This is a genomic window from Micromonospora sp. S4605, assembly GCF_003176715.1.
GTDB lineage: Bacteria > Actinomycetota > Actinomycetes > Mycobacteriales > Micromonosporaceae > Micromonospora > Micromonospora echinaurantiaca.
This window is the reverse complement of the sequence record NZ_QGSW01000323.1, coordinates 1-23108: the sequence shown is the minus strand read 5'-3', so window position 1 is coordinate 23108 and position 23108 is coordinate 1. Positions and strand designations below refer to the sequence as shown.

Below are 23108 nucleotides of genomic sequence, written 5' to 3'. Positions count from 1 at the left end.
GGTTGATGGATCTTGTGGTGAGAACTCATCTACCGTGGGCTCCACGCCCGTTTCCAGCAGCACCCGTATCGTCCGGCCTCGTCCGTGTCGCACCAATCAACACATTCGCGTTGCTGAGATCACCTCACTGTCGACCGCTGTAGAGCGCACCACGTCCACCTCATTGCGCCAAGTGTCCGATTATTTTGCCCGCCCGGTCCGGAATTCCGGCCCCCCGGATCTGTTGTTCTCTACCGAGGCTGGATTCCCATGCGGTTGTAGCTCAGCTGGTAGAGCGCCACCTTCCCCAAGGTGGAGGTCCCGGGTTCGAGGCCCTGCTCTCGCATTGGAATCTTTGTCGGATGTGCTCCATTACCCGCTAGTGACAGCGCTGCCCTGGACGGCAGAGGTCGCCGATTCACGTCGGGTACGGGGCGCCACGCAGGGTGGCCGAGCGGTCTAAGGCACCTCCCTGCTAAGGAGGAGCGGGCTGACCCGTCGCAGGTTCGAATCCTGCCTCTTCCGCCATGTGCGCCGAAAGGCGCAGCCATGCCCCGGTATAGAGCATCGGATTACGGATCCGAGTGTCGGAGGTTCGAGTCCTTCCAGGGGTGTGGCGCAGCTTGGTTGCGCATTTAAGAGCGCGACCATTCGGCATTGGGTGATTGGGAGCCCAGCGGCTGTTGAGCCGCCCGTCCTGGTTCGAGTCCAGGTGCCGAAGCCACGGAGAGGCCGGCTGGCTACGGAAGCGCCGTTGGAAGCGGCGCAGGGGTCGCCCCCTCGTGGGTTCGAATCCCACCCTCTCCGCCATGCCCGCGGGGCCCATGCTGGGCACCCGGGCGGAGGCCGCAGTTCCGGCCAGCATGCGGGCGCGCCGAAGTTGGAGAGTCGGGGCCGGCTGTAACCCGGTTGCGTTTGCTGAGGGGGTTCGAATCCCTCCGCCCGCACCCTGCCCTCGTAGCTCGAGAGACCGGCGGTTTCCGGGACCGCAGGCCGTAGGTTCGATCCCTACCGAGGGCTCTGAGCAAGACGTGGTCGTATGCCCGAGTGGCCAGGGATCCGCCTGCAAAGCGGAGCACGTCCGTTCGAATCGGACTACGACCTCCTACGCGGTCTGAGACACCCACCTGGTCCGGCACGGCCACAGCACCAAACGGCCGACCGCCCGCCGGGCGGCCCGCATCTGCAGGTAGCGCTGCTCGGGCACGCTCGTCGTGGCACTACCTCAGCCGGCCAGGGCTCCGGGTTGGCGATGAAGCCGGCCACGCAACCTCGTCAATCGCGAGCCACGGCGCGACGGCCACGGCCGTGGGTGTAAGCCCGGTGAACGCCTTGACCTCCCGGTGGAGGTGGGACTGGTCGACGTAGCCGCTTTCGGTGGCAACGCTGGCGGGGCCGTGTCCCGTCGCGAGAAGGTGGGCGGCGTGGTCGAACCGCACCAGTTGGGCGGCGCGTTTGGGTGTGATACCGAGCTGGGACCGGAAGCGGGACCACAGGCGCTTGCGGCTCCAGCCGACCTGGTCCGCCAGGCCGTCGACCCGTACCCGCCCCCGGCTGATGAGCGTCCGCCGCCAGGCGTAGGCGACCTCCGGATCGACCGGTGGGCGGGCGCCCAGCCGTCGGCCGAGGATTTCCACCGCGATCGTGAACCGTTCGTCCCATGACGCGGCGGCGCGCAGCTTGTCCTCGGCTCGCCCGGCATCGCGGCCCCAGACATCTTCGAGGGATACCACCGTCCCGCTGAGTTCGGTCGATGCGCCGAGCACCGCAGCCGCCGCGGCCGGCTCCAGCCGGATCTGGAGGCATTCGCCGAACCCCCGTCCACTTGCCCGAAGATTGCCGGGGAGGAGCCCGACGACGACACTGCCGCGCTCGTGCCGGCCAGGGGTGTCGTAGACCAGGCCCTCCCCCTCGCTCAGGTCGATGAGCAGGGTGACGGCTGGGTGCGCGACCATGGCGATGTCCACCAGTGCGGGGGCACGGTGGCGGAACCCGGCCATGCTGGTCCCCGGCAGCCGAGCTGACGGGCGCGGGACTGCGATCTCCACGGACGCCCAGTCGGGTGGCGTCGCGGTCGACAGCATGTGACCAGTCTATGCCTGAGGGTTCACGGGCAGGGTGTCAGCGGCCGTTGCCGTGAAGCTCAGCAGCAGTTGGCTGGTCATCTTGGGGGCCTCGAGCATGGGTATGTGCCCGACGCCGGGCAGCAGCTCGACCCGCGCGTTCGGCACCGTGTCGTACTGGTGTGCCGACGACGGCTTCCAGCGGGGGTCGGCGGTGCCGAAGATCACCAGCACGGGGACATCGAGGGCGGCGAGACGCTCGGGCACGCTTCGCTCGGCGATGTACGCGGTGTTGCGGCGCAGCACCGTCCTCATCGCCCGGTACGTGATGCTTCGTAGGTCGGCGACCAAGTCGTCCGGGACCTCCACGGGGCGAGCGCACGTCACGCTTATCCCCCTGCGGATCATCGCGTCCGAACGCCTCAACCAGAGCAGTGGGCCGAGAGGCGGGGCCAACAGGACCCGAAGAAGGACCGGCTGCCGAAGGAACGCATCGGGACTCGGGCCGGTGCTGATCAGCGCGAGCGACCCCACCAGGTCGGGGCGCTGTTCGGCAAGCGCGGTGGCGACGTACCCGCCGCTGGAGTGCCCAACCGTGGGGACCCGACGAAGGCCGAGGTCGTCGAGCAGCGCCGCCACCCGGCCCGCCTGCACGGACACGTCGTATGACTGCCCGGGCGGGGACTGGCCACAGCCCGGGAGGTCAACCCGGATGACGTGATGGTAGCCGGCGAGTGCCGGCACCACCGGACTCCAGGAGCCGCCCGAAAACCCGGATCCATGGATGAGCAACAGCGGCGGTGCCTGCCGCGGGCCGTCGTGGACCACATGCATCGCCTGCGACTGCTCAACGTCGTACTCACTCATACAGGGGATGATGCAGGGGCTACCGACTATCAGTCTTGGACAAATGTCGTCGTGGAATGGGCCGGGGCCGACCCTGAGCTGCACGCAGCCCGACGCGAGGCGTTGCGGCCCATCTGGCCACCCACCCAAGCCACCGCGTCCTCATCTGGCTCCCCTCTGTGCCATGACACGGCCGGGAGCGGGTGTTCTATCCTGGGTGTCGGCGGGTCCGGCGAAGTGACTTCTCTGAAGAGCCGGCCTGGGGATGCGAGTCGGTCACGCGGGAGTATGTAGTCGTTCCCCGGTGTCCTCCCGGGCCCGCCGCCACAGCAGCCGTGGAGTCGTTGATCATGCGCCGGTAGACAATGTCGAACGGGCGTCGTTTCAGGGCGGCTGACGAACTACGCGTCGGGGCTGTGCATGCCGAAGATGGTGCCCCCCCTCGCCGGCCTCCGGCAGGCCGGATGGCGACGTCAGGACCTTGTCCGGGCTGAACCGGGCCAACCACAGCACCGGCCCGCGAGCGGCGAGTCCGCGCTCTGACGGCTGCGAACGGAGTCCGCTACTGGAGCCCAGCGCGTGATCGCACACCTACCTGCTGGCGGGACTCCCGGTCCAGAAGCTGTCTGCGAGTGAAACCTCTGAACCGGAAGCCGCTTCCTCTCTCAGCAAACACCGCTTGATGATCGGCGGGCGAGGGGCTGCGACCTGACGTCCGTTCCCGGACGGTGGCCCACCGCAGTGCCTCTATCGGGGAGCCTGTCGTCCGGCGGGAGAAGCCACAGGTTCGAACACCTCCCGGAACTCCTTCGAGACCTGGGCCACCATGTCCTCGAACTCGTCACCCGGAACAGCCTCACGCAGCGTGGTGAGCACTGCGCGGACTCCGACACCGGCGAGCGCATCGTCGATGCCGGCACGTGCGGCTACCCGCTGCACGAAATCTCCAAGCCCGAATGGCTCCGCCTGTTCCCGGATAGGCGGTTTGCGCAGGTGTTTGTCAAGCCCTCCAGGAAGCTGATCGGCGAGATCCTCAGCCTCGCCTGCGCTGATCCGATCGGCCAAGGTCTCCAACGTCGCGTGGGTGATCGTCGCCGCCAGATCGACAGGCACCCCTGCCCGCCTGGTCACTGCATTGAGGAAATCGCTCGTAGACCACATGGATCCTCCTCTGGACGAATCGCCGTCTCCCTTATGCCGACGCCGTCCAGCCGCTCCGCCGGCCGAGGCCGAGTGGACGAATGCTTGGGACGGATCGGAGCGAGCGCCTGAGCGCCGGAACGCTGGCGGCGACGTTTATGAGCCCTTGACCTCGATGCGCCGCGGTTGGGTTTTGTGCGCCTTTCCCACGCGTACCGTCATACCCCGTCCGAGAGACTGGCGTCGACACTGTTCGGGTCGACGTCACCGGGCAAAGGTCACCAGGTGGTCGAACTGGCCGACCCTGCGGGTGGGTCCAGTGCGTCGGGAAGCAGAGGCAGTCATGGCTATTCACCTCTCTCTGGTGGCAGCGAACCGATACCTCGACAGCCTGTCCCGAAAGCGGGTGAGGTCACCTCACCCCCAGCGGACGAACCAGTAACGCCGCCGGTCCTGCCCGGTCGTGGACCGGTTCGGCCAGGTCCGCGCCGTCCTCGTTGACGGCCTCGGCGGGTTCGCAGGTGGCGGCCCGTGTTGCTGGGCCGGTGCCGGCACCAGCGGCCTTGCGGCCTCGACAACGACCAGTTCCGCACTGCATGAGCGGGGGTTGACAGGCTGCTCTCGGGGGATCGACCATGGACTGTTCCGGACCACAAGGGCGGCCGTGACATCGTCGTCGCGACCGATGAGCGATCGGTCTGGGTCAGTTTGATGCGGCCCGAGTGGGAGGAACCTCCTCAGTCCCTGGTCCGGCTCTCGCTCGAGGACGGGGCGCAGCTCGAGCAACTCACCCTGTCCGCCCCGGCGTCTCTGGTGCGCTGCGCCGACGGTCTACCGGCCGTCGCACCCGCCGGGCATCTCGGGGAGCGCAGCAGGCTTCGTATCCGGCGCGGCAGCCGGGTCTATTGCCGGGAGATCGACCGCGAGCGCGAGCGGACGCCCGAACCGAGTGAAGCCTGGCTCGCCGCAGCCGACCTGAAGGATCCGCCGATTGCCGGGCGTCCGCGTGAGCCGACGGAGCGGGAGTTCCCTCGCTTGCTCCCATACTCGTGGACGCCGGGTGAGACACATTTCGCCGGCCCTGGCGTGGAGACCACGGACGGCAGTCTCGTTCACGCCGGCACCGTGTATCACGGCCACGGGTTGCAGCCCGGGGGCTCGTTTGTAGTACGGCGCAAGGTGACCAGTGGAGAGCCGCGCTGGGTTTTCCGGACCGACCGGAAGGCCACCGACCTCGACGCGGACGCGGAAACCGCGTATGTCGCCTACGACGATGGTGAGATCGTCGCACTCGACCTTCATGACGGCACCGTGCGCTGGCGCCGGCAACTCACCGTTGCAGGGGTGCCCGCCGTACCGACCGCGCTGACCGTAGCCGGACCGGGACGTCTACTCATCGGCACCAGCGACGGGCGGATCTTGGACTGTTCGTCCGGATAGCTGCTACCTGTCGAGTCCAGGGTGGACCATCACCAACCGCCGCCTCCGCTGACAAGCTACGGCGGTGACGCGCACTGATCTCGGCAAAGCCGCGAGCGCTGTCTAGGTTCCGGAGGCCATGTACGTGGCCAGGATCGGCGCGAGTCGGGTTCATGGTGCTCACTCGAACCGGGCGAACCCGACCGGTGGCGTCGATGACGAGACCCGATAGAACCCAACCACCACCGACAGGCGCCGCGAGACCGTCGAGGCCTGCACGTCCTGCAGCCAGCGCACGTACCGCTCGATGTCCACCCGCGCGGCAGCCAGCGGGTTGAGAACCTGGTCGGTACACCAGCGTAGGAAGACCCGCAGGTCGGAGTCGGCTTGGACGCGAGTCTGCCCACGGTAGCGGCCAGGAAGGTGACACCGCGGCGCGCGAGACGAGCTGATCGGTCGGTACGACTTGGAACCGCAAGCAGGAAAGGCAGCCACACATCACCGTGCGTCACCAGCGGCGATGAACGCCAGCCCACCCGGAGCGGCAGTGAGCGGGCGCTTCGCCACGCCGATCACTGTTGGCCCCGGCTACGAGGGGAACAGCCTCCAGTGCCCCTCGGAAACGACCTCGACGGTGCCGTCGGTGACCTTGATGGCCGTCTGGTCGTCGATTGCGTACGCCGGGCCGGCGATCTCGGCCGCCCATTTCTCGGCACCAGCCATGGTGTTGTCCGGCTCGAGGCCTAGGTGCGGGAAGATCGAGAAATCGACGATCCCCAGTGTGCGGTCGTCGGGCGCGGACTGCCACTCGACGAAGTCCGCACCGATCCGGGGGGTCAGCACCATGCTCCCCGCACTCAACCCCACCCAGACGGTGTCCCGCAGCGACGGCAGGAGATCCGCCAGCCCGGACTGCCGCATCCAGTGGCACAGGTACGTCGCATCGCCGCCGGCCACGAGCATGACGTCAGCCTCCCGGACCCAGGGGAGCCACCGCTCCTCGCCGATGCTGGGCAGCGCTGTCAGCTCGAGGACGCCCAGCGACTTCCAGCCCAGGTCGCACATGGGTAGCGGCGTCTGCCCGGTGATGAAGCGCCAGGCCGAGGCTGGCCCGCCCATGGCGTGGGCCGCCGTAGGGATGCAGAGGGCGCTGGAGTCGGCGATCGGCTTGCCCAGCAGGTCGACCAGCGCATCGCGGATGCTCGGGTTCTTGACGCCCGCGGACGTGAGCAGAAGTTTCACGCTTGCCTCCTGTACGTAGCGGTCATGACGCTTCCCCCGAGAGTCGGGAGATCGGGTGCATGGGAGTACAGGCTGGACACCATAGCGAAACTCGTCGCCGTTACGACCCCCCAAGCCCCCTGCGCACATTGGCACGAGCGGTCGGCTGACTCGTCGGTCCCGCACGTGCGGCCCCTGACGCCCTCTCGGCGGCACGGGACGTCTGGGTCATCCAAGCCACCGATCGAACCATGCGCGGGTGCGGCGGAGCACGTCGAGTTGGTGGTTGCGTTCGCGGATCGAGTGGTTCTCTCGGGGATAGACGACGTACTTGTGCTCGACTCCGAACCTGCGTAGCGCGCGGTGGAAGAACTCCGCTTGTGATACCGGAACGTTGGTGTCGCTCTCGCCGTGCAGGATCAGCACCGGCGTGCGGACCTTGGAGGCGTAGGAGATCGGGCTGAGCCGGTCGTGGCGGTGTGGACCCGTTCCTTCCCAGCCGCTGCTGCCGCCGAGGGCAGCCTCGAACGGCCCCTGTTCTCCGGTTGCGGCAAGCATTCCCCAGTCGCTGATTCCGGCGCCCATCACGGCGGCCTTGAACCGGTCGGTCTGCCCGACCGCCCATGCGGCCATGAAACCGCCGTGGCTTCAGCCGCCGATGCCCAGCCGGTCGGGATCGGCAACGCCATCGGCGATGAGCAGGTCAATGCCGGCGCAGATGTCGGACCACTCGTCCAGGCCGACCGCACCGGCGACGCGCACCGCGAAGTCGTGGCCGTGCCCTTGACCGCCGCGCGGGTTCGGCAGAAACACGGCGTAACCCGCAGTCGCCAGCCACTGGCCGGACGGGTCCCAGCCGAGCATGAGCCGGTCGGCGTGCCGCTCGTATGGGCCGCCGTGAACAAGCGTCACCAGCGGAAACGGCCCGTCCTTGTGAGACCGGCCGGCGGGCAGGATCAGCAGGCCGTCCAGCGTCAGCCCGTCAGATGCCTCGTACGACAGGCGTTGCTGAACACCCCACCGGATGTCGCGGAGTTCGGGCCTGAGATCGGTCAGGCTCGTCAGCGGCCCGCAAGTGGGGCCGGCGTAGACGTTCCCGGGCTCATAGGACGTGCTCACCACCGCAGCGACGGCGTCACCGTGCCGGCTCGTGGTCAACGACGTCGCGAGGCCGTCAACCCGGGACACCTCGACGAGCGTGCGCCCGACCGGATCGAGCCGGTGGATCGCGGTATCGAGCCCGTCAGCAACCAGCGCCAGCGGCGGACCGGCGTCGACCTGAACCAGGTTGCTCGGGCACACGGTCGTGCCGGCGGCCAGGTTACGGTGCTCGCCGACCGGCCCGCTCACCGGCACGGCGACATCGAAAACCGCGTTTCCGCCCACCAGAGCGGGCGGAGTCGCTGCGACATATGCCAAGTGCCAGCCGTCGTCGGCGGACCACCAGACGAGCGACGACGCGTCCGCCGCGGCCGGGCCGAGGTCCCGCGTCACGCCGCTGTCCGGATCGAGCAGGTGCAGACCGGGCTCCACAAGGCCCGGGTCCACGTCCGGGGTCGACCAGGTCAGTACCGCCAACATTCCATCGTCGGGCCGCTGGACCACCTCGACGACATGACGACCGCCGAACGCATTCGGTGTCCGAACCTCCCGGCTCCGTACGTCGAGCAGCCGCAGCCGGTCCGGGAGTACGCGTTCGCCCCACACCCGAGCGTCGTCACGCTCCCTCACCCGACGTTCGTCCTCAGCAGACGGTTCATCGGCTGCGATCACCACGACCAGGTCCGGACCGGCTAGTGGAAGGTGGCCCGACACCCCACCGGCCCAGCACGTCACCGCCTGCACAACACCGTCGACCAGCCCCACCCGGTGCAGTTGCGCCGTGCCACGCCCGGCCCGGTCGGAGAGGAAATAGACCTGCAGCGAATCCGGGGCCCACCGCGGCGCTGAATCGTACGCCTCACCCGAAGTCAATCGTCGCGGAGACGCGGTCCCGTCGACGGCGGCGACCCAGAGCTCGCTGACCGGGTGATCATCAGCCCGCCCGACCGGCGCAACCACGTAGGCGACCCACTTGCCGTCCGGCGACAGCGCCAGTGCCTGCGGAACACGACCGTCAACCACCAACTGGGCGGTGAGCTGTGCACGGGCCATCGAGGCAGAGTATCGATCAACTACTACGGCGGCCACCACCTAGCACGCCCGCCTCGCCTAGCGCCAAGGTTCCTCGCCTTGCCATGGCGGGCGCCCGCACAACGGCCAACAACGTCCGCACATGTCGTGGACGGTTGGCGGCCGTCTCGTCGGCGTCTTGGACGGCGGCGGCTTCGGCCCGGCGGACCCGGCGCTCGACCTCGTGGCGGCCCGGCACCTCCTCGACGTGCACCAGCGCGGCATCCTCCGCCGCGAGCTCGGATGCGGCGACGTCCAGTGGCGGCGCGGGATGGCGTGGGCGTTCCAGCAGGCGATGGGCCTGTCTGGTACTACCTCGACTCCAATCCGGCGATGAGCCGGTGGGGCAGGCGCACCCTGGACCGCATCGTCGATGCCTGGGCCGCCCGAGCGAGGACGATTCCCCTCCGAGGGTCTGACCGAGTGAGGTCAGTGTGAACGCAGAAGTAGCTGGGATCCGCTCGCCGCGATGCTGGCATTGCGATTGAGCGCCGAGCGGAGTCGAGGCCGAGAACGTGCGCCGACTTGTAGGTTCTCGTTGATCTTGTCGTCGGGCGGCGCTCTGACCAGGGATGTTTGGCCTGCTTCGCAGATTGATGTCGCTCCGTCTTTCGCAAGATCGTGTCGTTTTCTGGGCGTGGTGGTTTGGCCGACCCGCCAGGCTGGTCGGCTGACTTGTGCTTGCGTTGAGGGCAGGTCGAAGGCTCAGGGAGACCGTGACGGCGATGGCGCTCAGCGCGGCGCGGCTGGTCACAGGCGCAGTTGTGGGTGCCAGGCAGCGTCGTCGTCAGCCGGGCATGCACGCGCGCCCGTTTGCAGTGTCCTCAGCGTGCGTTGAGCAGGCAGGGGATGGGGCGGTTGGGCTGAGCCGTCAGGCTGAGTTCGTGGTCACGGACGGTTGGGCCATGGAACGGCTCGTAGGCGCCAACTGAGGACGAGGGCCAGGAGCGCTACTGTGGTCGTGATCCAGTAGTTGGTGTGCCAGGATCGGCCGGTGGAGAAGATCTTGCTGAGTAGCGATTCCGGTAGGGCTTGCTGAGCGACCACGAGTAGTGCGAACAGGGATGGCGTGGCGACGGTGGCGACCAGCGGGCCGAGAATGAGGCAGAGAATCGCGCCGGTGCTTGTGAAGACAACCACATTGCCGATGAGGCCGTGCAGGGGTGGGAACTGCGTGTCGGGGTGACGGATGGTGATCACCCAGTACCAGACCGGCAGGACGGCCAGTGGGGCTGCGAGCATGATCGTGGAGTAGGTCAGGTGTCCGAGCCGCGCGGACCGGCGCGCGGTGAGTTCTCGCCCGTCGAATCGTGGAGTGGTGATCGCCGGAAGAACGCTGGCCAGCGCGATGGTAACTAGCTCCGGGGTGCCAACGCCTCGGGGCGGCAGGTCGAACACCGTGCTGACCGACAGACTCAACTCGGGAAACGCGGCAGCGATAACCAGTGCGACGACGATGACGGTCGAGGCGAGTGGCCCGCCGCGGGCGTGCCAGAGTCCGGCGACGCGGCCACGCATCACGGAAGGCTGGCGGGTGAGAGTAGGCACGATCGGATCAGCTGTTGGTTGATCTGGACGAACTCGATGAGTTGCTCGGCGTTCATGGTTGCCAGTTTCTGCGCTGCTGACGGTGGTTGGGCTGGTGCCACGGTGTTCGCCAGTTGGGCGAAGCCGGCTAGTTGAAGAATTCGTCCTTGCAGCACCGCCGCGATGTCGCGGCCTTCGATAGATCGGCCCGGCTGCGAGCAGGCGCGGAGGGTCATGGCTTCGCTCACGAGGAAGGCGACCTGGTCGGGGATGGTGGCGGCGACGAAACGACGGTCGAGAGGACCTGGATTGAGTTCAACGAATGCCTCTCCAGGGCGCGGCTTGTCGTGATCGGAGACCGCGAAGTCCGTCACACGGCGCAGCACCGGGGCCAGTCCCGCATCGCGCAAGCGCCCAACGACATCGACGGTTCGAGCCATCGCCGGAGCGTTAGCCGCATGTAGGCACACCTCCGTGTCCTGCACCTGCTGACACGTGCGCGCGACGGGGCGGTCCACGACATACAGTTCCGGCCGCCAGGCGAACGCGATCGCCGTGAGAGCTGCCGCTGCGGCTAGCCACGTCAGTAAGAGGCGGCCGTTGCTGCGGACCGACCCGCGTGACCTGGCCCAAGATGCCAGCGAGGCGGCGAGCAGGCAGATCGCGGTGGAGGCCACAACGGCGAAGATGGTCGTCGGGGGATTTAACTCGAACCTGGGGGTGGTGACGAACTGCCGCACCGGCAGGATCAACCCGATCGGTGTGAGCAGCGATGTATTGGGCAAGCCCATGACCGCGAAGGCGAGCAGCCCGACCGCGGGTGCGATCACCCAGTGCCGGACGGCCGCGCCGAGGCAGAAACCGATCGAGGTCAACGTGGCCAGGCCGGCCAGGCCGACGATCACGTCCTGCAGTGCCAAGGCTCCGGCGGTAGCCTGGCGTGCCGCAGTGATCTCAATCGGAACCAGCCCGACGGCGTGCCCCAGGCAGAGCCAGAACGCCAGGGCAAGCCCATGGATGAGGAACAGGCCGTGGTCCACTCTCGGCCGCAGCGGCGCGGCCACTGGCGACGATCTCGGGAAGTAGGCCGCGCCCAGTGCCGCAGCTGCGGCAGCCGCCACCGACCCAGGGATCCACAGCGACTCATGCCAGGCGGCGGAGACGGCCGCCCAAGTGACGTAGTCGGCGGCGAGCATGCTCCTGTTGATAAGAAACGAACCGGCAGCCATCAGGGCACCTGCGGCCGGGAACACCCAGAGCGGGCCGGGCCAGCCGAGTAGCAGACGTATCCGGCTCATTCGGCACCACCGAACGACATGATCAGGTCGTCGTAGGCGCATTCGAACGGCGACCCCGGTCGGCCATCGACGCCGGTTTGGGTCGTGGCCAGTCCCGCCAGGGGACCTTGATACCGGATCTTGCCGTCGGCCAGGACGGCGACGGTATCCGCGAGATGCTCGACGTCCTCGGTCAGGTGGGTGGATAGCAGCACCGGCCGCTCGGTCCCCAGATGCCGGATCACCTCTCGCACCTTGAGTCGCTGCCCAGGGTCGAGACCGACTGTGGGCTCGTCCAGAATGACGATCCGTGGATCGTGCACGATGCCGGTGGCGAGGGCGACTCGTTGGCGCTGTCCCCCGCTGAGGGTGCGGATCCGCCGTGACCCCAGGTCCAGCGCCTGCATCTTGTCCAGCGCCACGTCGACCGCCTTGTCCGTCCGCGCGGCGTCCACGCCGCTGAGCCAGGCCGCGTAAGCGACGAGGTCGCGCACCTTCGCCAAGCCGGGAAGCGACGGGTTCTGCGGCACGTACCCGATCAACGCCTGCGCCGCCTTGCCGTCGCTGACATTGCGACCGTCGATGACCACCCGTCCTTGATCGGGCCGCGCCAACCCGACGATGCACTTGATCAGCGTGGTCTTCCCCGCCCCGTTCGGGCCCAGCAGGGCGGTCACTCCTCGACCGACGGTGCAGGAGGCGCCGGTAAGCACCCGGCGCCTCCTGTATGAGAACGAGAGGTCCTGAACCTCAACTGTGCCCGTCACTCAATGAACCTCTGTCCTCGTTCGAACGATCCGGTCAGCAGCGGTAGGCCCGCGACGACTCGGCCGACGCCCCGCTGCTGGACTCGAACCTCGAGTAGTAGTTGCCATCGCCGTTTCCGCAGGACCCGTCCACCAGCGCCGTTCCTGCGTCGAAGGACTTCTCGCCCACCTTGTCGTCGGGCCAGTTGTTCCGGTCCTCATAGATGTAGCCGGTGCCGGGAATCGTGTTGGAGCAGCCCTCGCGGCCGACCCATGCGTTGTTGTCGGAGTCCGGCACGTCGGCGCGGAGGGTGCAGGCCTGCACCGTGTTGGAGCCGGCGACGGCGACCCCGGCCCCCACGCCGACCAGGGTGAAGGCGAACGCGCCAGTAGCCAGCGCCCGTGAGATCTTTCGCATAACGACCCTTTCCGTAGTCGCTGCACGCCGCGCGGTTCACGGCGACTCAGCGAAACCTGACTGGGTTGTGATCCACTCGCCGGCTGGGGTCACTCATTGCAGTCGATACCTTGCCTACGGTGCCTGTCAAGGCTCCACGCCGAAGGACTTCATCGATATTTATGATCATTTCAAGCCTGGTCGGCGGCCGTTGTGTCCTGCTCATTGGCGTTGTGTGGTGCGGTCGCGGCGAGGATCGTCAGGGCGCCAGCCGCGTAGCGGTTTGGCGTACCGGTCAAGCAGTTCGGCGGCGCGCGGGTGTCCGAGCATGGCGAGCAGGGCGTGGCCGTCTTCGGTTGGGGTCATCGGGTGGCGGGGCCGGCCTCGGTTGAGCAGGGATTTACCGATGTCGGCCTCGAGCTTGGCGATCTGGGCGGTGAGGGTGGCGGCGCTGACCTTGATCGCGCGGGAGGCGACGTTGATGCTGGGGTAGCCGATAATCTGTTGGAAGCGGCGTAGTCGCAGCCAGCCGTGGGGTGGGCCTTCGACGGCGCGGCGGATCTCCTGCGGCAGGTCGGGGTGGGTGCGGCCGTGGGAGGGCATCCCGGCGAAGCCTTGCGGCCGTCGTGCGATGTTGAAGCGGATCAGGTTGCGGCGGACGGTTTCGGGGGTGAGCTCGACCTCGGCGGCGATGTCGGTGGCGGAGCGCTGGTGGACTTCGGTCTGTTCTCGGAGCCAGTCGGGGTCGAGTGGGACGGGCTTGTTCAGCGTGCGAAGGTCGGTGAGCTCGATGCCGTGGGCTTTGGCGTGTTTGGCGAGGAGTTTGCGGTGGATGCCGGTCTCGGCCTCGATGGTGCGCAGGTTCTTGCCGGCGTCCTGGTACTCGCGTCGGAAGAATTCAGCGGTCAGGAGCGCGGTGGCGCGCTCGCGCAGGCGTCGGCTGGCGGGTGGGGTGTTCCGGCCGTTGTGTTTGCCGGGTCGGTGCAGCTGGCTGATCGCGTAGCGGACGTGTTCGGTGGTGACGCCGAGCATGACGGCTGCGGCGCTGGCGGTGAGCCGCTGGCGGTTGATCAGCTGGTCGACTGCGGCGAGGTCGATGTCGTCAGGCTCGCGTCCGGGCAGGGTGAGCCCTGTGACGCAGTGCCCTGGAGGTGCCCAGGTCAATGGCTCGTCGATGGAGTGGGAGCGCAGCAGGGCGCGGGCGTAGTCGTGCAGGGCCTGGCGCAGCGGTGTGGATAGCCCGCCGTGGAAGGCGAAGAGGTAGTCGTTCTTGTCGCCGGCGTTCGGAAACGCCAGCGGATGCCGGGTGTTGGTGAGGCTCGCGCCGGTGAGCTGGACGAACAGGTAACGGCGGGCGTTGAGATGTCGCGTCGCCTGGCCGGGATGGGCGTCGACGGAGTAGCAGAGTTCTTCCCACTGGCGCCGGTTCATCGCAACGTCGGTGAACTGGGCACGGCGGCGGCGGTAGTCGATCGGGCTGCCGTGGATGTCGAGGTAGTCGGCGAGGTTGACCAGCGCGGTGAGCACGTCCGGGTTCCGCTCGGCGAGCAGGCTCAGTGTGCGGGATCTGTTGCCGCGCCAGGGGGTGAGTTCGGCGGTGGCGGCCTTGTTGTGCAGCGGGTTGCCGGGCAGCAGCAGCGCGGCGGGGATGTCGGTGGCGATGGTGTCAGTGAACGACCCTGCCACCGGTCGTAGCCGGATGATCCATTCCGGCCAGAGGTATTCGGGTAGGTGCCGGGCGCGTTCGGCTGCGACGGCTGCGGACTCACGGGTGACGAGCCGGGGCGTGCTGGTGGGGGTGCGGTAGCGCAGCCGGTCGGTGGGAATCAGGTGCGCGTCGGCGGCGGACAGCAACCGACGGGTGAGGTCGGGCGTGAGGGTGGCGAGGTTGCGATGGGCGACGTCCAGGGGCCGGCGGTCGCCCGGCTCCATGGTGCTGATCAGTGGCCGGAACCGGGCGAACAGGTCCGCTTTAGTGGCGCTGGACAGCAACTCGACCGCCTGGGTGGCGACGGCCGCCGTCACGACCGTTTCCAGGACCTGGTGGCGTCGGCCGGTGTTGCGGCGACGCCGCTGCTGGTGCTCGGGTGCGGCGGCGACCGTGATGTCGCCGAACCTGCCGAGGTCATCCGGGTGCACTCGCCGACGCAGCCACTGCGCGAGCCCGTGAACGTCGCGTAGCTGATCGGCGGCGCCCGCATCGTTGATGGTGTCGAGCAGGGTATTGATCCACTGCTGGGCGGCGAGGCGGGCATCGCCGGGGTCGAGCTGGTGGGGCTGGTGCTCGCGCAGGTCGGCGCCGCAGATGTCTCGGCTGGTGGGCCGGCGCAGGGTGCACCAGTGCGCGTCGACCGTTCCGGTGCGCATCGACCAATGGCTGTGCGGCGCCTGCTGGCAGGCGGGGCAGTAGCCCGCGAGGAGGCAGTGGTGGCGCAGGCAGGCGAAGGTGTAGGGCAGCTGCCAGCGGATCGGCCAGCGGGCGTCGGGCTCGCGTAGACAGGCGGCGCAGAACCGGGAGCCGGGCAGGGCCGGCCACCCGACCAGGTGGTAGGGGGCCAAGACGGCGGTGTCGAGGGCGGTGCGGGGCAGCCCGGCCTGCTGCTCCATGTCGCGTAACTGGCTGGTGGACATGCCCCGAACCAACGTCCGGGGCGTCTTCCTGCGTACCACCTCCGCTAGGCCGAGTGCGGCGACTAGCCACTGCGCGGGCATCTGGTTGCGGCGGGCCAGGCGCAGCAGCCACCCGTCGAGCGCCTCACCCGGGTCAATCCTCGTCCGCAGAGGCAGCACCCTGGGCAGGGTTCCGATCACCTGATGCGGGCGCGGCGGCGTGGGCGGGTGGTCATGGAGCCCGCAGTGAACGCGGCCTGCAGCTGGTGGCGAGCAGCCTCGGACGCCTCGTCGATGCGAATGGTGTCGAGCAAGTCGACGTCAAGGCGTTCGTGGCCGTGGCGGATGGCCTTGTAGCAGCCGCGGGTGACCAGCGTGATGAACGAACCGATATGGCCGGTCGTGCGGGCGAACAGGTAGTCACCGATGTCGGCCAGCATCCCGGGATACGCCCGATTGAGCACGAGTTGCCGTTCGGTGGCCTTGAGCAGGTTGATCCAGTGGACACGGCCAGCGTCGGTGTCGATCAAGAACGGAGGCAGTTCCAGGCGGGTCCAGCGTCGGGCGGTCTGCGCCAGCGCGGCGGCTTCACCGGCCAGTCCTTCGGCGAACAGCCTTCGTTCGGCCAACCCGACACCGGCGTAGACGAACGTCACGGGCAGCTCGTTCGCCAGCCATTTGAGGTGGTTGGATACCTCGACGCCGTCGCGGCGGTTCAGGTCGATGAAGTGCAGGTCGTCGATGATGCCCAGCCGGGTGTCGCAGGACAGGACGCAGTCGACGGCGAACACGGCCAGCTGCGCGGCGCTGGCGCGTTCGGCCCCAGGGTGGCCGTAGAACTCGCAAATCATCCGGTTCAGGGTGCGCAGCGTGGTGCGAGAGGTCAGCCCGACCCGGAACACCGGCAGCCGTTCGTGGCCTTCGTCGGTGACCGGGCCGGCGCGGCGGCGGGCGCGGCGGTCGACGTCACGGGCGAAGGTGTTCGCGATCGTGGTCTTGCCCAACCCGGGCAGCGCGTCGATCACCACAGCACCGCGCACCCGGTCAGGATCCTGCCGGTTCGTGGCGACGATCTGGTCGAGCTCGTCGTGAATCGCGGCCAGCTGCGGGGTCCTCAGGATGCCGAAGTTCGCGTGCCAGTCGTGCCGGGCCTCGGCGTAGTCGTCGCGGGCGTCCTCGCTCAGCGCGGCCAGCCCGGTCGGGGTGAGCCGCTCCGGGCGGGTCCGGGCCGGGGTGTCGACCCATCGTCGCCAGCCCTCCTTGCGGGACAGGCTGTAGAGACCGTTCACGTCAGCACCTCGAACGCGTCGTCGTAGAACCCGTCCTCATCACGGCCTGCGGCGAAGTCGCCGTCATCGTCGTCCCCAACCAGAGGATCGCCGACCGAGGTCGCCTCGTCGGCCGGCTGCGCCCTGGAGCCGGACGGCTCGACGTGGGGCAGGGCGGCGTACTCCAACGACAGGCGAGCGGCCATGCGCCGCTCCCGCCGGTCGGTGACCATCCCCACGCTCCACCGCTCAAGCAGTTCCGAAAGCGCTTTCGCCGGCTCTAGGGCCGCGCCGGGCGCGGCAGCCAGCCGGCGGGCGTAGGCGGCGGCATCGGCCGAGAACGGCGCGTCCAGGCCGGCGGCGTGTTCCCAGTCGAGCCGGTGCCACCGCTGGTCGGCCGGATCCTGGAACCAGGCGTGACGCACGTCGTCCGGATTGAGCCGGATCGGCCACCGCCCCGCCAGAGCACCCCGGTACGGGCTGCGCGTGTTGCGATAGCCGTTCAACCCGGGACCGTTATAGCGCAACCCGTTGATCTCCACCCCGTAGTGCTGGATCGTGCGCCCGACAACCGGCAGGAAGTCCAGGGCCAGGTCCGGGCTGGCGGGCAGCCGCAGCAGCCCGGCCGCTGCGATGCCGGCGCCGAACATCTCGACCGGAGACAGGGCCAGATGTGGCCAGGCTGCAATCGTCAGCCCGTCGTGCTTGGCCCGGTGATAGACCGTCGCGATCCACTCCCGGATCACGTCCTCCACCTCATGCAGGAACAGGAACGCCTCGGTCTCGACGTTCAGGCCACGCGAGTGCAGGTCCGGGCCCTTGTAAGCAGGCAGGTGCTGGATCAGCCCTTCGCGCAGGGTGCGGAAGAACCGTTCGACGGTGGGTTTGTCGGTAGGCTTGTGCAGCTGCGCTGGCTGCATCGAGATCCCCATCCGGGTGCAGACGCCGATCACATGCGCCGATAGGAACACCTTGCCGTGATCAACGACCAGGGTTTCCGGCGCGCAGACCGGCCCGGCCGACGGCACCGACGCGTCGAACACCACCTGCGACGGGACACCGTGATACGGCCAGGCCGCTGACGGCGGCCACGAGTCCGGGACCGGCCGCCCGGCGACCGCCTCGAACAGCACCCCGGCGACATCGACCGCCTTCGTTGACACCGGCGTGACCCGCAGCCCGACGATGCAGCGGGTGAACAGGTCCTGCGCGACCGTCAGCTGCGCCCGCACCCACCGGCAGGTCACCGGCTCCATGGCGAACACGTCCAGATCCTGGGTGTCCAGGATCAGGTACTCGCCGGGCCGGGTCGCCTCCAGCCGTCCGTAGACCCCCGCCGGACGCTCGGCGATCGACCGGCGGCCTTTCGCGCTGCCAGACACCGCGTTCGTGCCCTTGGTCAGCTCGGCCAACCGGCGGTAGGCGGTCGCCTGTGACGGCAACGGCACCACGCTGTCGCCGAACTGCTCGGCCAGCGCCGCGCTCACCCGCGCGATCACCGCGCTGCGCGTCGGCGTGGACGCATTCACCAGCCCAGCCAGCACCTGCCGCGCCGCCTCGTCCCAGCGCGGGTCCACCAGTGACGACGCGCCCGGACGCCGCGTCACCAGACCGGCCTCGCCCGCCTCCCGGTAACCGGCTACCCACCGCTCGACCGTCCGCGCGGTCACGCCCAACTGGGCCGCCTTGTTGGCGTAACGGGTCTTCCACGGCACCTCCGCCGCGAACCGCGGATCGGGTTCCCCCGACGCAGCCCGGTCAGGCTGACCGCTGCGGAACCCGGTCAACACCTCCCGGACGTGCTCAGCACGCTCCGCGATCTCCTGCCGCTGCCGGCGGCTCAACCCGGCCAGCAACACACCCACCGACGGCCCTTCATCGGCCCGGCCCGTCACCGCCTGCGCGGCCATCACCAGCCGCGCCAGCCCCACGCTCACCAGGCCGCCGGTGCGGACATTGCGCAGCACCACCCGCGTCCCGTCCAGCTCGACGACCTCGGACACATCGCCGTCGAACAGCAGTTGCGCCCCCGGCCCAACCGTCAACACCCGATCGGTCACGCCGCTACCCCGGCCGACATGCTGATCGGCGTGCCGGACCCCAAGGGCCGCTCCAGCTCCGCGTGCAGCGCGCCCGCCCAAATCAGGTGCAACACCACCGGCCGTGCCACCTCCAGCGGCGCGTACGAGGTCAACGCCGCCTCCAGCCCACCGACCGTTGCCTGACCGGCCGCTAGCTCCAGCGCCACCGGCACCAGCGCCTCGTTCACCACCGGCCTGCGCCGGTAACCCGCGAGAAATGTGACGTTGGCCAGCACCTGACGATCCGCTCCGGTCCACACCTCGAACGCCCAGCCACGGGCGGCCACGACCTCCCGCGTCCACGCGAACATCGCCGCCACATCCGGCTCTGCCACCCGGCGCGCCGGCTTCACGTCAACGACCGTCACCAGGCCAGAGTCGTTGAGCAGCAATAGATCCGGCACATGCCGGCGGACCCGGCTGCCATCCTCGCCGACCAGCTGAAACGGCTGGGCCGCAATCCCTACCACCGCGGCGTCGAAGTCGGCCAGCATGATCCGGGCCAACTCCAGCCGGCTCTCGTACGCGACCAGCCGGCGCATCGTGGCCGACCAGTACCAGCCCGAATAGAAGCGGCGGCCTCGATACCAGCGGCAGTCACGGACCGGCATGCCGGCCAGCACATCTTCGACCACAACGCGAGCCAGCGCCGACTCCGACAACGACCCGTCTGCGCCCCGCCACCGCACGGCCATCGGCACATCGCGGCGAGCCGCATCCTCCCGAGCCACGCGATGAATCGTGCTACGTTGCGTCGTAATTGGACCCTCCGCCACGCCGACGTCACTCACATTCATGTCGCAAGCGACATCCACGACGACACGATCTTGAGAAAGCGTCATCGAGGTTGAGAACCTACACGACTACTGGGCAACGATGCGGCGAATTGCTGCGATCCGGGTGATCCAACGACTCAGCCGAGTGATCTTGACGACGTCGCCGGTCTTCGGGGCGTGGATGATGAGCCCATCACCGAGGTACATGCCGACGTGGCGCGGGTTGGCCATCGTGCCTTCGCTGCCGGGGATGAGGATGAGGTCGCCGGGCAGCAGGAGCGCTGGGTCGGCCACCCGCTTCCCGGCGTTGGCCTGGTCGGTGGTGACGCGGGGGATGGAGATACCGGCTGCCCGGTACGCCGACTGCATGAGGGACGAGCAGTCGCACCGTTTGTCGGGGTCGCCGGAGTGCGGGTCGGTGCATGATCCGCCGAAGTGATACGGGGTGCCGAGCTGGTTGACAGCCCAGACAATGGCGGCTGCCACGGCTGGCGGGGTGTTAGCGGGTAACGCGAACCCATCCGGCAGGGCGGAGAGCGCATCGGTGGCGCAGTCCGCGAGAGTGCTGGTTAGCTGCTCCACCAGGTGCACAGCGTCGTCGGTCCACTTCCCGTACGCGTCGGGAAAGGCCGAGACCTGGACCGCTTGGGCAGCCTCGGCGAGCGGCATCGACTCCCAGCCGGGAACGGTGAGGAGCTTGTCGAAGAACGTGCCCGCCTGGTAGGCGGGCTCGGACAGTTGCGCAACGGTTCCCCAGCCCTGGCTCGGGCGCTGCTGGAACACGCCGATGGAGTCGTGGTCGTTGCGGTCGCCGAGGTGTGGCAGGTTCCGCAGGCCGGATTCCTGCATGGCGGTGGCAACGGCGACGACCCAGCCCCAGCGCGGTACACCTTTAGCGACCCCGACGTCGATGATGGTGGCGGCGATTTCCAGCTGTTCGGTGTCCCAGGTACTGGCGCCAGGTGGCTGTCCGGAGGGGCGTACGGCGGGCGGGGCGACGATGCCGCACCCGCCGGAGCCGCCGCCCATGACGGCCGACAGCAGGAGCATGGGCAGTCCGAAGCAGGCGACGATGACGACGGTGACGACGCCGACGATGACCTTGGCCATGTGGTGATTACCTTCCCCTGAAAACAGAAAGGCCGGTGTCCGCGCGGGTGCGACCGGCAGAGGTGCAGCGGTGCTGCGGGTTACCGGTAGTGGATGAGCGGCAGCAGCCCGGCGTGGGTGTCGCGGAGAATGCGGCGATCGGTCGGCGGTCTCGAACAGAGGGTGGCCGACGTCGACCGGGGTGGCGTAGCGCCGGGTCCGATTGGTCGGTCTTCAGGCCGGGCACGCGCCAGGGCATCGCGTAGTAGTCGAGTAACGGGGCGTCGTTGATCTGTGGGGCCAAGGGGGCATGGGCTGGCTGGTGCAGATGGCCAGGCAGTGACAGCCCGGGTCGTTGTAGACCGAGCGCGGCTGGCCACGGTGAATCGGGCAGCGGCAGTCGCAGTCGCGCTCGACGGCGCTGCGGTAGTGCGGTGCGTCGCAGTCTTCTCGGGTCGTGAAACGCAAAAGGGGCAGTGGGCCGCCCGGGTAGGCGGCCCACTTTGGACGGCGCGGTCAGGCGATGGGTGTGTGGAGTACGTGGGCGGCTTGGCGTAGCAGGTGCTCGATAAAGCGACTGGCGTCGTAGAAGTCGTGCCGGCTGTCGACTTCTGCGGCGCTTGCCCAGTCCCAGGTGCCGTTGGCCATGGCGGGGACGTGCCAGAGGTCGCCGCCGTGGTCGAGGAAGAGTGCGCAGCCCCACGGGTCGGCCAGCAGCGTGAGGGGCTGGGTGGCGCAGGTGATGGTGCAGGCGCAGTCGGGCTCGGTGTAGGTGGTGCGCGGCAGGTGGTGGTGGACGAGGCAGCGGCAGTCGCAAACCCTCTGCCACGGTTGCGTGTAGGCCATGGGGTTCTCCCGAGAGTGGATGCGCGTACGCCTCGGCCGCCGTGCACGGTGGCCGACGTCCGAGGCGTACGCGGTAGGAGGTGGTGTCACCGCCGCCGTTCAGGCCGGCGGCGCGATGGAGGTCCGGCCGGGTCCGAGGAGCGTGGTGTCCTGGATCTGGCGGGTTTCTTCGGCGGTGAGCAGGTAGGCGGGTAACCGCGGTACGTGTTCGCGCCAGGCGCGGTAGAGCCGGTGTGTGCCGTCGATGAGCAGCGGGCTGGGTGTGGGTGCCCGGTGACGTCGAGGTGGGCGACGACCAGGGCTTGGTCAGGTCGGTGGTCATCGCGTAGGCGCGGTTGAGGCCGGTGCTGGTCGGGCCGATGAGGTTGACTCGGTGCGGCTCGTCGAGCCGGGTCAGGCCGTAGGCGTTGACGTTCTCCCTGCCCTACAGGGCGGGGATTCCCTCCGCGCTGCGCGCGGAACAGCGCGTGGCGCCCGGGCGGATTCCTGTTTCACGGCGCGGTGCCGGCACGGATGCCGGTCTTACCTGCGCTCCACAGGCGTTTGAGTTGTCCCAGCGTCCCTGGGCCAACACATTGATCGCCGCGTTCACGTCCCGGTCATGGGTCGCCCCGCATGGGCAGGTCCATGACCGGACGTTGAGCGGCTTGGGTCCGTCGATCCGGCCGCACGCCGAGCAGGTCTGCGACGTGGGTGCGAAACGGTTAACCTTCCCGAACCTCCGCCCGGCGCGGGCGGCCTTGTACTCCAGCATTGCGGTGAAGCTGGCCCACCCGGCGTCGTACACGGACTTCGCCAGCCGGGTACGGCCGAGACCAGCCACGCACAGGTCCTCGACGTACACCGCTTGGTTGTCGCGGATGATCGCCGTGGACAGCTTGTGCTGCCAGTCCCGCCGGGTGTCGGCCACCCGGGCGTGCGCCCGAGCCACCTTCTTGACGGCCTTCTTGCGGTTGCTGCTGCCCCGCTGCTTGCGGGACAGATCCTGCTGCAACCGCTTGAGCTTGCGGGCCGCACGGCGCAGAAACGTCGGTGCCGTGACCTTCGTGCCGTCCGAGAGGACCGCGAAGTGCGTCAGCCCCAGGTCGATACCCACCTCGGAGTCGACCGGCGGCAGCGGTTCGTCGGTGGTCTGCACGACGAACGACGCGAAGTACCGCCCAGATGCGTCCCGGATAATCGCCACGGACGACGGGTCCGCCGGAAGGTTGCGTGACCAGCGCACGGGCAGGTCGCCGACCTTCGGTAGGCGCAGCCGACCCTTGTCGAGGACCGTGAACCGGGAGTTCTTGGTGAACCGGATGGCCTGCCGGTTGTCCTTGCGCGACCGGAACCGCGGCGGCGCGACCGTGCGGCCCCTGCGTTTCCCAGACAGGGAGTTGAAGAAGTTCCGGTACGCGGTGTTCAAGTCCGCGAGTGCCTGCTGCAACACCACGGCCGAGACCTCGCCCAGCCATGCCCGCTGCGGGGTCAGCTTGGCCTCGGTGATCAGCCGTCGGGACAGCTCGGCGTCGCAGATGTACCTCTCGCCCTGCTCGCGTGCCTGCTGGCGCAGGCGCAGCCCGTCGTTGAACACCACCCGCGCGCACCCGAACGCCCGAGCCAGCTCGATCTGCTGGCCGGGCGTCGGGTAGACGCGGAAGTTGTAACG

Annotated in this window: 18 protein-coding genes, 5 tRNA genes and 1 pseudogene; 7 read left to right on the top strand and 17 right to left on the bottom strand. The window is 68.6% G+C overall.

Features of this window, described 5'->3' with window-relative positions:
• Positions 1–519 precede the first annotated feature (519 nt).
• From DLJ47_RS35965 to DLJ47_RS28570, 5 genes are all read left to right on the top strand, one after another.
• A tRNA-Arg gene (locus tag DLJ47_RS35965) sits at positions 520–590 on the top strand.
• A gap of 114 nt (positions 591–704) precedes the next feature.
• Positions 705–789: transfer RNA gene (locus tag DLJ47_RS35960), tRNA-OTHER, on the top strand.
• A 55-nt stretch (positions 790–844) separates the two neighbouring features.
• Positions 845–926, top strand: a tRNA-Tyr gene (locus DLJ47_RS28575).
• Positions 927–930: 4 nt separating this feature from the next.
• Positions 931–999: transfer RNA gene (locus DLJ47_RS35955), tRNA-Arg, on the top strand.
• Between the two features lie 13 nt (positions 1000–1012).
• A tRNA-Cys gene (locus DLJ47_RS28570) sits at positions 1013–1083 on the top strand.
• A gap of 116 nt (positions 1084–1199) precedes the next feature.
• Here the strand turns inward: DLJ47_RS28570 and DLJ47_RS28565 are convergent.
• From DLJ47_RS28565 to DLJ47_RS28555, 3 genes are all read right to left on the bottom strand, one after another.
• Entirely contained in the window at positions 1200–2063 is an 864-nt protein-coding gene (locus DLJ47_RS28565; protein ID WP_109904553.1) for a helix-turn-helix domain-containing protein, read from the bottom strand.
• A 9-nt stretch (positions 2064–2072) separates the two neighbouring features.
• Positions 2073–2909, bottom strand: coding sequence for an alpha/beta fold hydrolase (locus DLJ47_RS28560; RefSeq protein WP_109904551.1), 837 nt, complete (start codon positions 2907–2909; stop codon positions 2073–2075).
• A 726-nt stretch (positions 2910–3635) separates the two neighbouring features.
• On the bottom strand, positions 3636–4049 hold the full coding sequence (locus DLJ47_RS28555; protein WP_109904549.1) for a DUF2267 domain-containing protein: 414 nt from the start codon (positions 4047–4049) through the stop codon (positions 3636–3638).
• Between the two features lie 690 nt (positions 4050–4739).
• On the opposite strand from DLJ47_RS28555, the gene DLJ47_RS28550 reads away from it, so the two are divergent.
• The gene (locus DLJ47_RS28550; RefSeq protein ID WP_109904547.1) at positions 4740–5468 is read left to right on the top strand and encodes an outer membrane protein assembly factor BamB family protein; all 729 of its coding nucleotides are present in this window, start codon (positions 4740–4742) and stop codon (positions 5466–5468) included.
• Between the two features lie 159 nt (positions 5469–5627).
• On the opposite strand, the gene DLJ47_RS28545 is transcribed toward DLJ47_RS28550, so the two are convergent.
• From DLJ47_RS28545 to DLJ47_RS37790, 3 genes and pseudogenes are all read right to left on the bottom strand, one after another.
• Positions 5628–5942, bottom strand: coding sequence for a site-specific integrase (locus tag DLJ47_RS28545; protein ID WP_109904545.1), 315 nt, complete (start codon positions 5940–5942; stop codon positions 5628–5630).
• Between the two features lie 93 nt (positions 5943–6035).
• On the bottom strand, positions 6036–6689 hold the full coding sequence (locus tag DLJ47_RS28540) for a Type 1 glutamine amidotransferase-like domain-containing protein (RefSeq protein ID WP_109904543.1): 654 nt from the start codon (positions 6687–6689) through the stop codon (positions 6036–6038).
• A 207-nt stretch (positions 6690–6896) separates the two neighbouring features.
• A pseudogene (locus tag DLJ47_RS37790) lies at positions 6897–8822 on the bottom strand (S9 family peptidase).
• Between the two features lie 121 nt (positions 8823–8943).
• On the opposite strand from DLJ47_RS37790, the gene DLJ47_RS28530 reads away from it, so the two are divergent.
• A complete protein-coding gene (locus DLJ47_RS28530; RefSeq protein WP_199236038.1) occupies positions 8944–9177 on the top strand; it encodes a hypothetical protein in 234 nt (77 codons plus the stop codon).
• 551 nt (positions 9178–9728) lie between these two features.
• Here DLJ47_RS28530 and DLJ47_RS28525 read toward each other — a convergent pair.
• From DLJ47_RS28525 to DLJ47_RS28475, 11 genes are all read right to left on the bottom strand, one after another.
• Positions 9729–10358: a hypothetical protein gene (locus tag DLJ47_RS28525; protein WP_109904559.1), complete on the bottom strand. Its 630-nt coding sequence runs from the start codon at positions 10356–10358 to the stop codon at positions 9729–9731.
• Positions 10358–11596 (bottom strand): hypothetical protein, encoded by a 1239-nt coding sequence (locus DLJ47_RS37165; protein WP_233258066.1) that lies wholly within the window; start codon positions 11594–11596, stop codon positions 10358–10360. The genes DLJ47_RS28525 and DLJ47_RS37165 overlap by 1 nt, the downstream gene beginning before the upstream one ends.
• 65 nt (positions 11597–11661) lie before the next feature.
• Entirely contained in the window at positions 11662–12357 is a 696-nt protein-coding gene (locus DLJ47_RS28515) for an ATP-binding cassette domain-containing protein (protein WP_192902324.1), read from the bottom strand.
• Between the two features lie 88 nt (positions 12358–12445).
• On the bottom strand, positions 12446–12808 hold the full coding sequence (locus tag DLJ47_RS28510) for a hypothetical protein (RefSeq protein ID WP_109904541.1): 363 nt from the start codon (positions 12806–12808) through the stop codon (positions 12446–12448).
• Between the two features lie 201 nt (positions 12809–13009).
• A complete protein-coding gene (locus DLJ47_RS28505; RefSeq protein ID WP_158289905.1) occupies positions 13010–15577 on the bottom strand; it encodes a TniQ family protein in 2568 nt (855 codons plus the stop codon).
• Positions 15578–15594: 17 nt separating this feature from the next.
• A complete protein-coding gene (locus DLJ47_RS28500) occupies positions 15595–16686 on the bottom strand; it encodes a TniB family NTP-binding protein (protein ID WP_109904537.1) in 1092 nt (363 codons plus the stop codon).
• Positions 16683–18725 (bottom strand): helix-turn-helix domain-containing protein, encoded by a 2043-nt coding sequence (locus DLJ47_RS28495; RefSeq protein WP_109904535.1) that lies wholly within the window; start codon positions 18723–18725, stop codon positions 16683–16685. The genes DLJ47_RS28500 and DLJ47_RS28495 overlap by 4 nt, the downstream gene beginning before the upstream one ends.
• Entirely contained in the window at positions 18722–19588 is an 867-nt protein-coding gene (locus tag DLJ47_RS28490) for a TnsA-like heteromeric transposase endonuclease subunit (protein WP_199236036.1), read from the bottom strand. Before DLJ47_RS28490 ends, DLJ47_RS28495 begins: the two co-directional genes overlap by 4 nt.
• A 21-nt stretch (positions 19589–19609) precedes the next feature.
• Positions 19610–20632, bottom strand: a complete 1023-nt coding sequence (locus tag DLJ47_RS28485) for a C40 family peptidase (protein WP_109904533.1) — start codon at positions 20630–20632, stop codon at positions 19610–19612.
• A 495-nt stretch (positions 20633–21127) separates the two neighbouring features.
• Complete coding sequence (locus tag DLJ47_RS28480; RefSeq protein ID WP_109904531.1) at positions 21128–21457, bottom strand: hypothetical protein; 330 nt, start codon at positions 21455–21457, stop codon at positions 21128–21130.
• Positions 21458–21881: 424 nt separating this feature from the next.
• The coding region (locus tag DLJ47_RS28475) for an RNA-guided endonuclease InsQ/TnpB family protein (protein WP_109904529.1) at positions 21882–23108 on the bottom strand (1227 nt) is incomplete at its 5' end.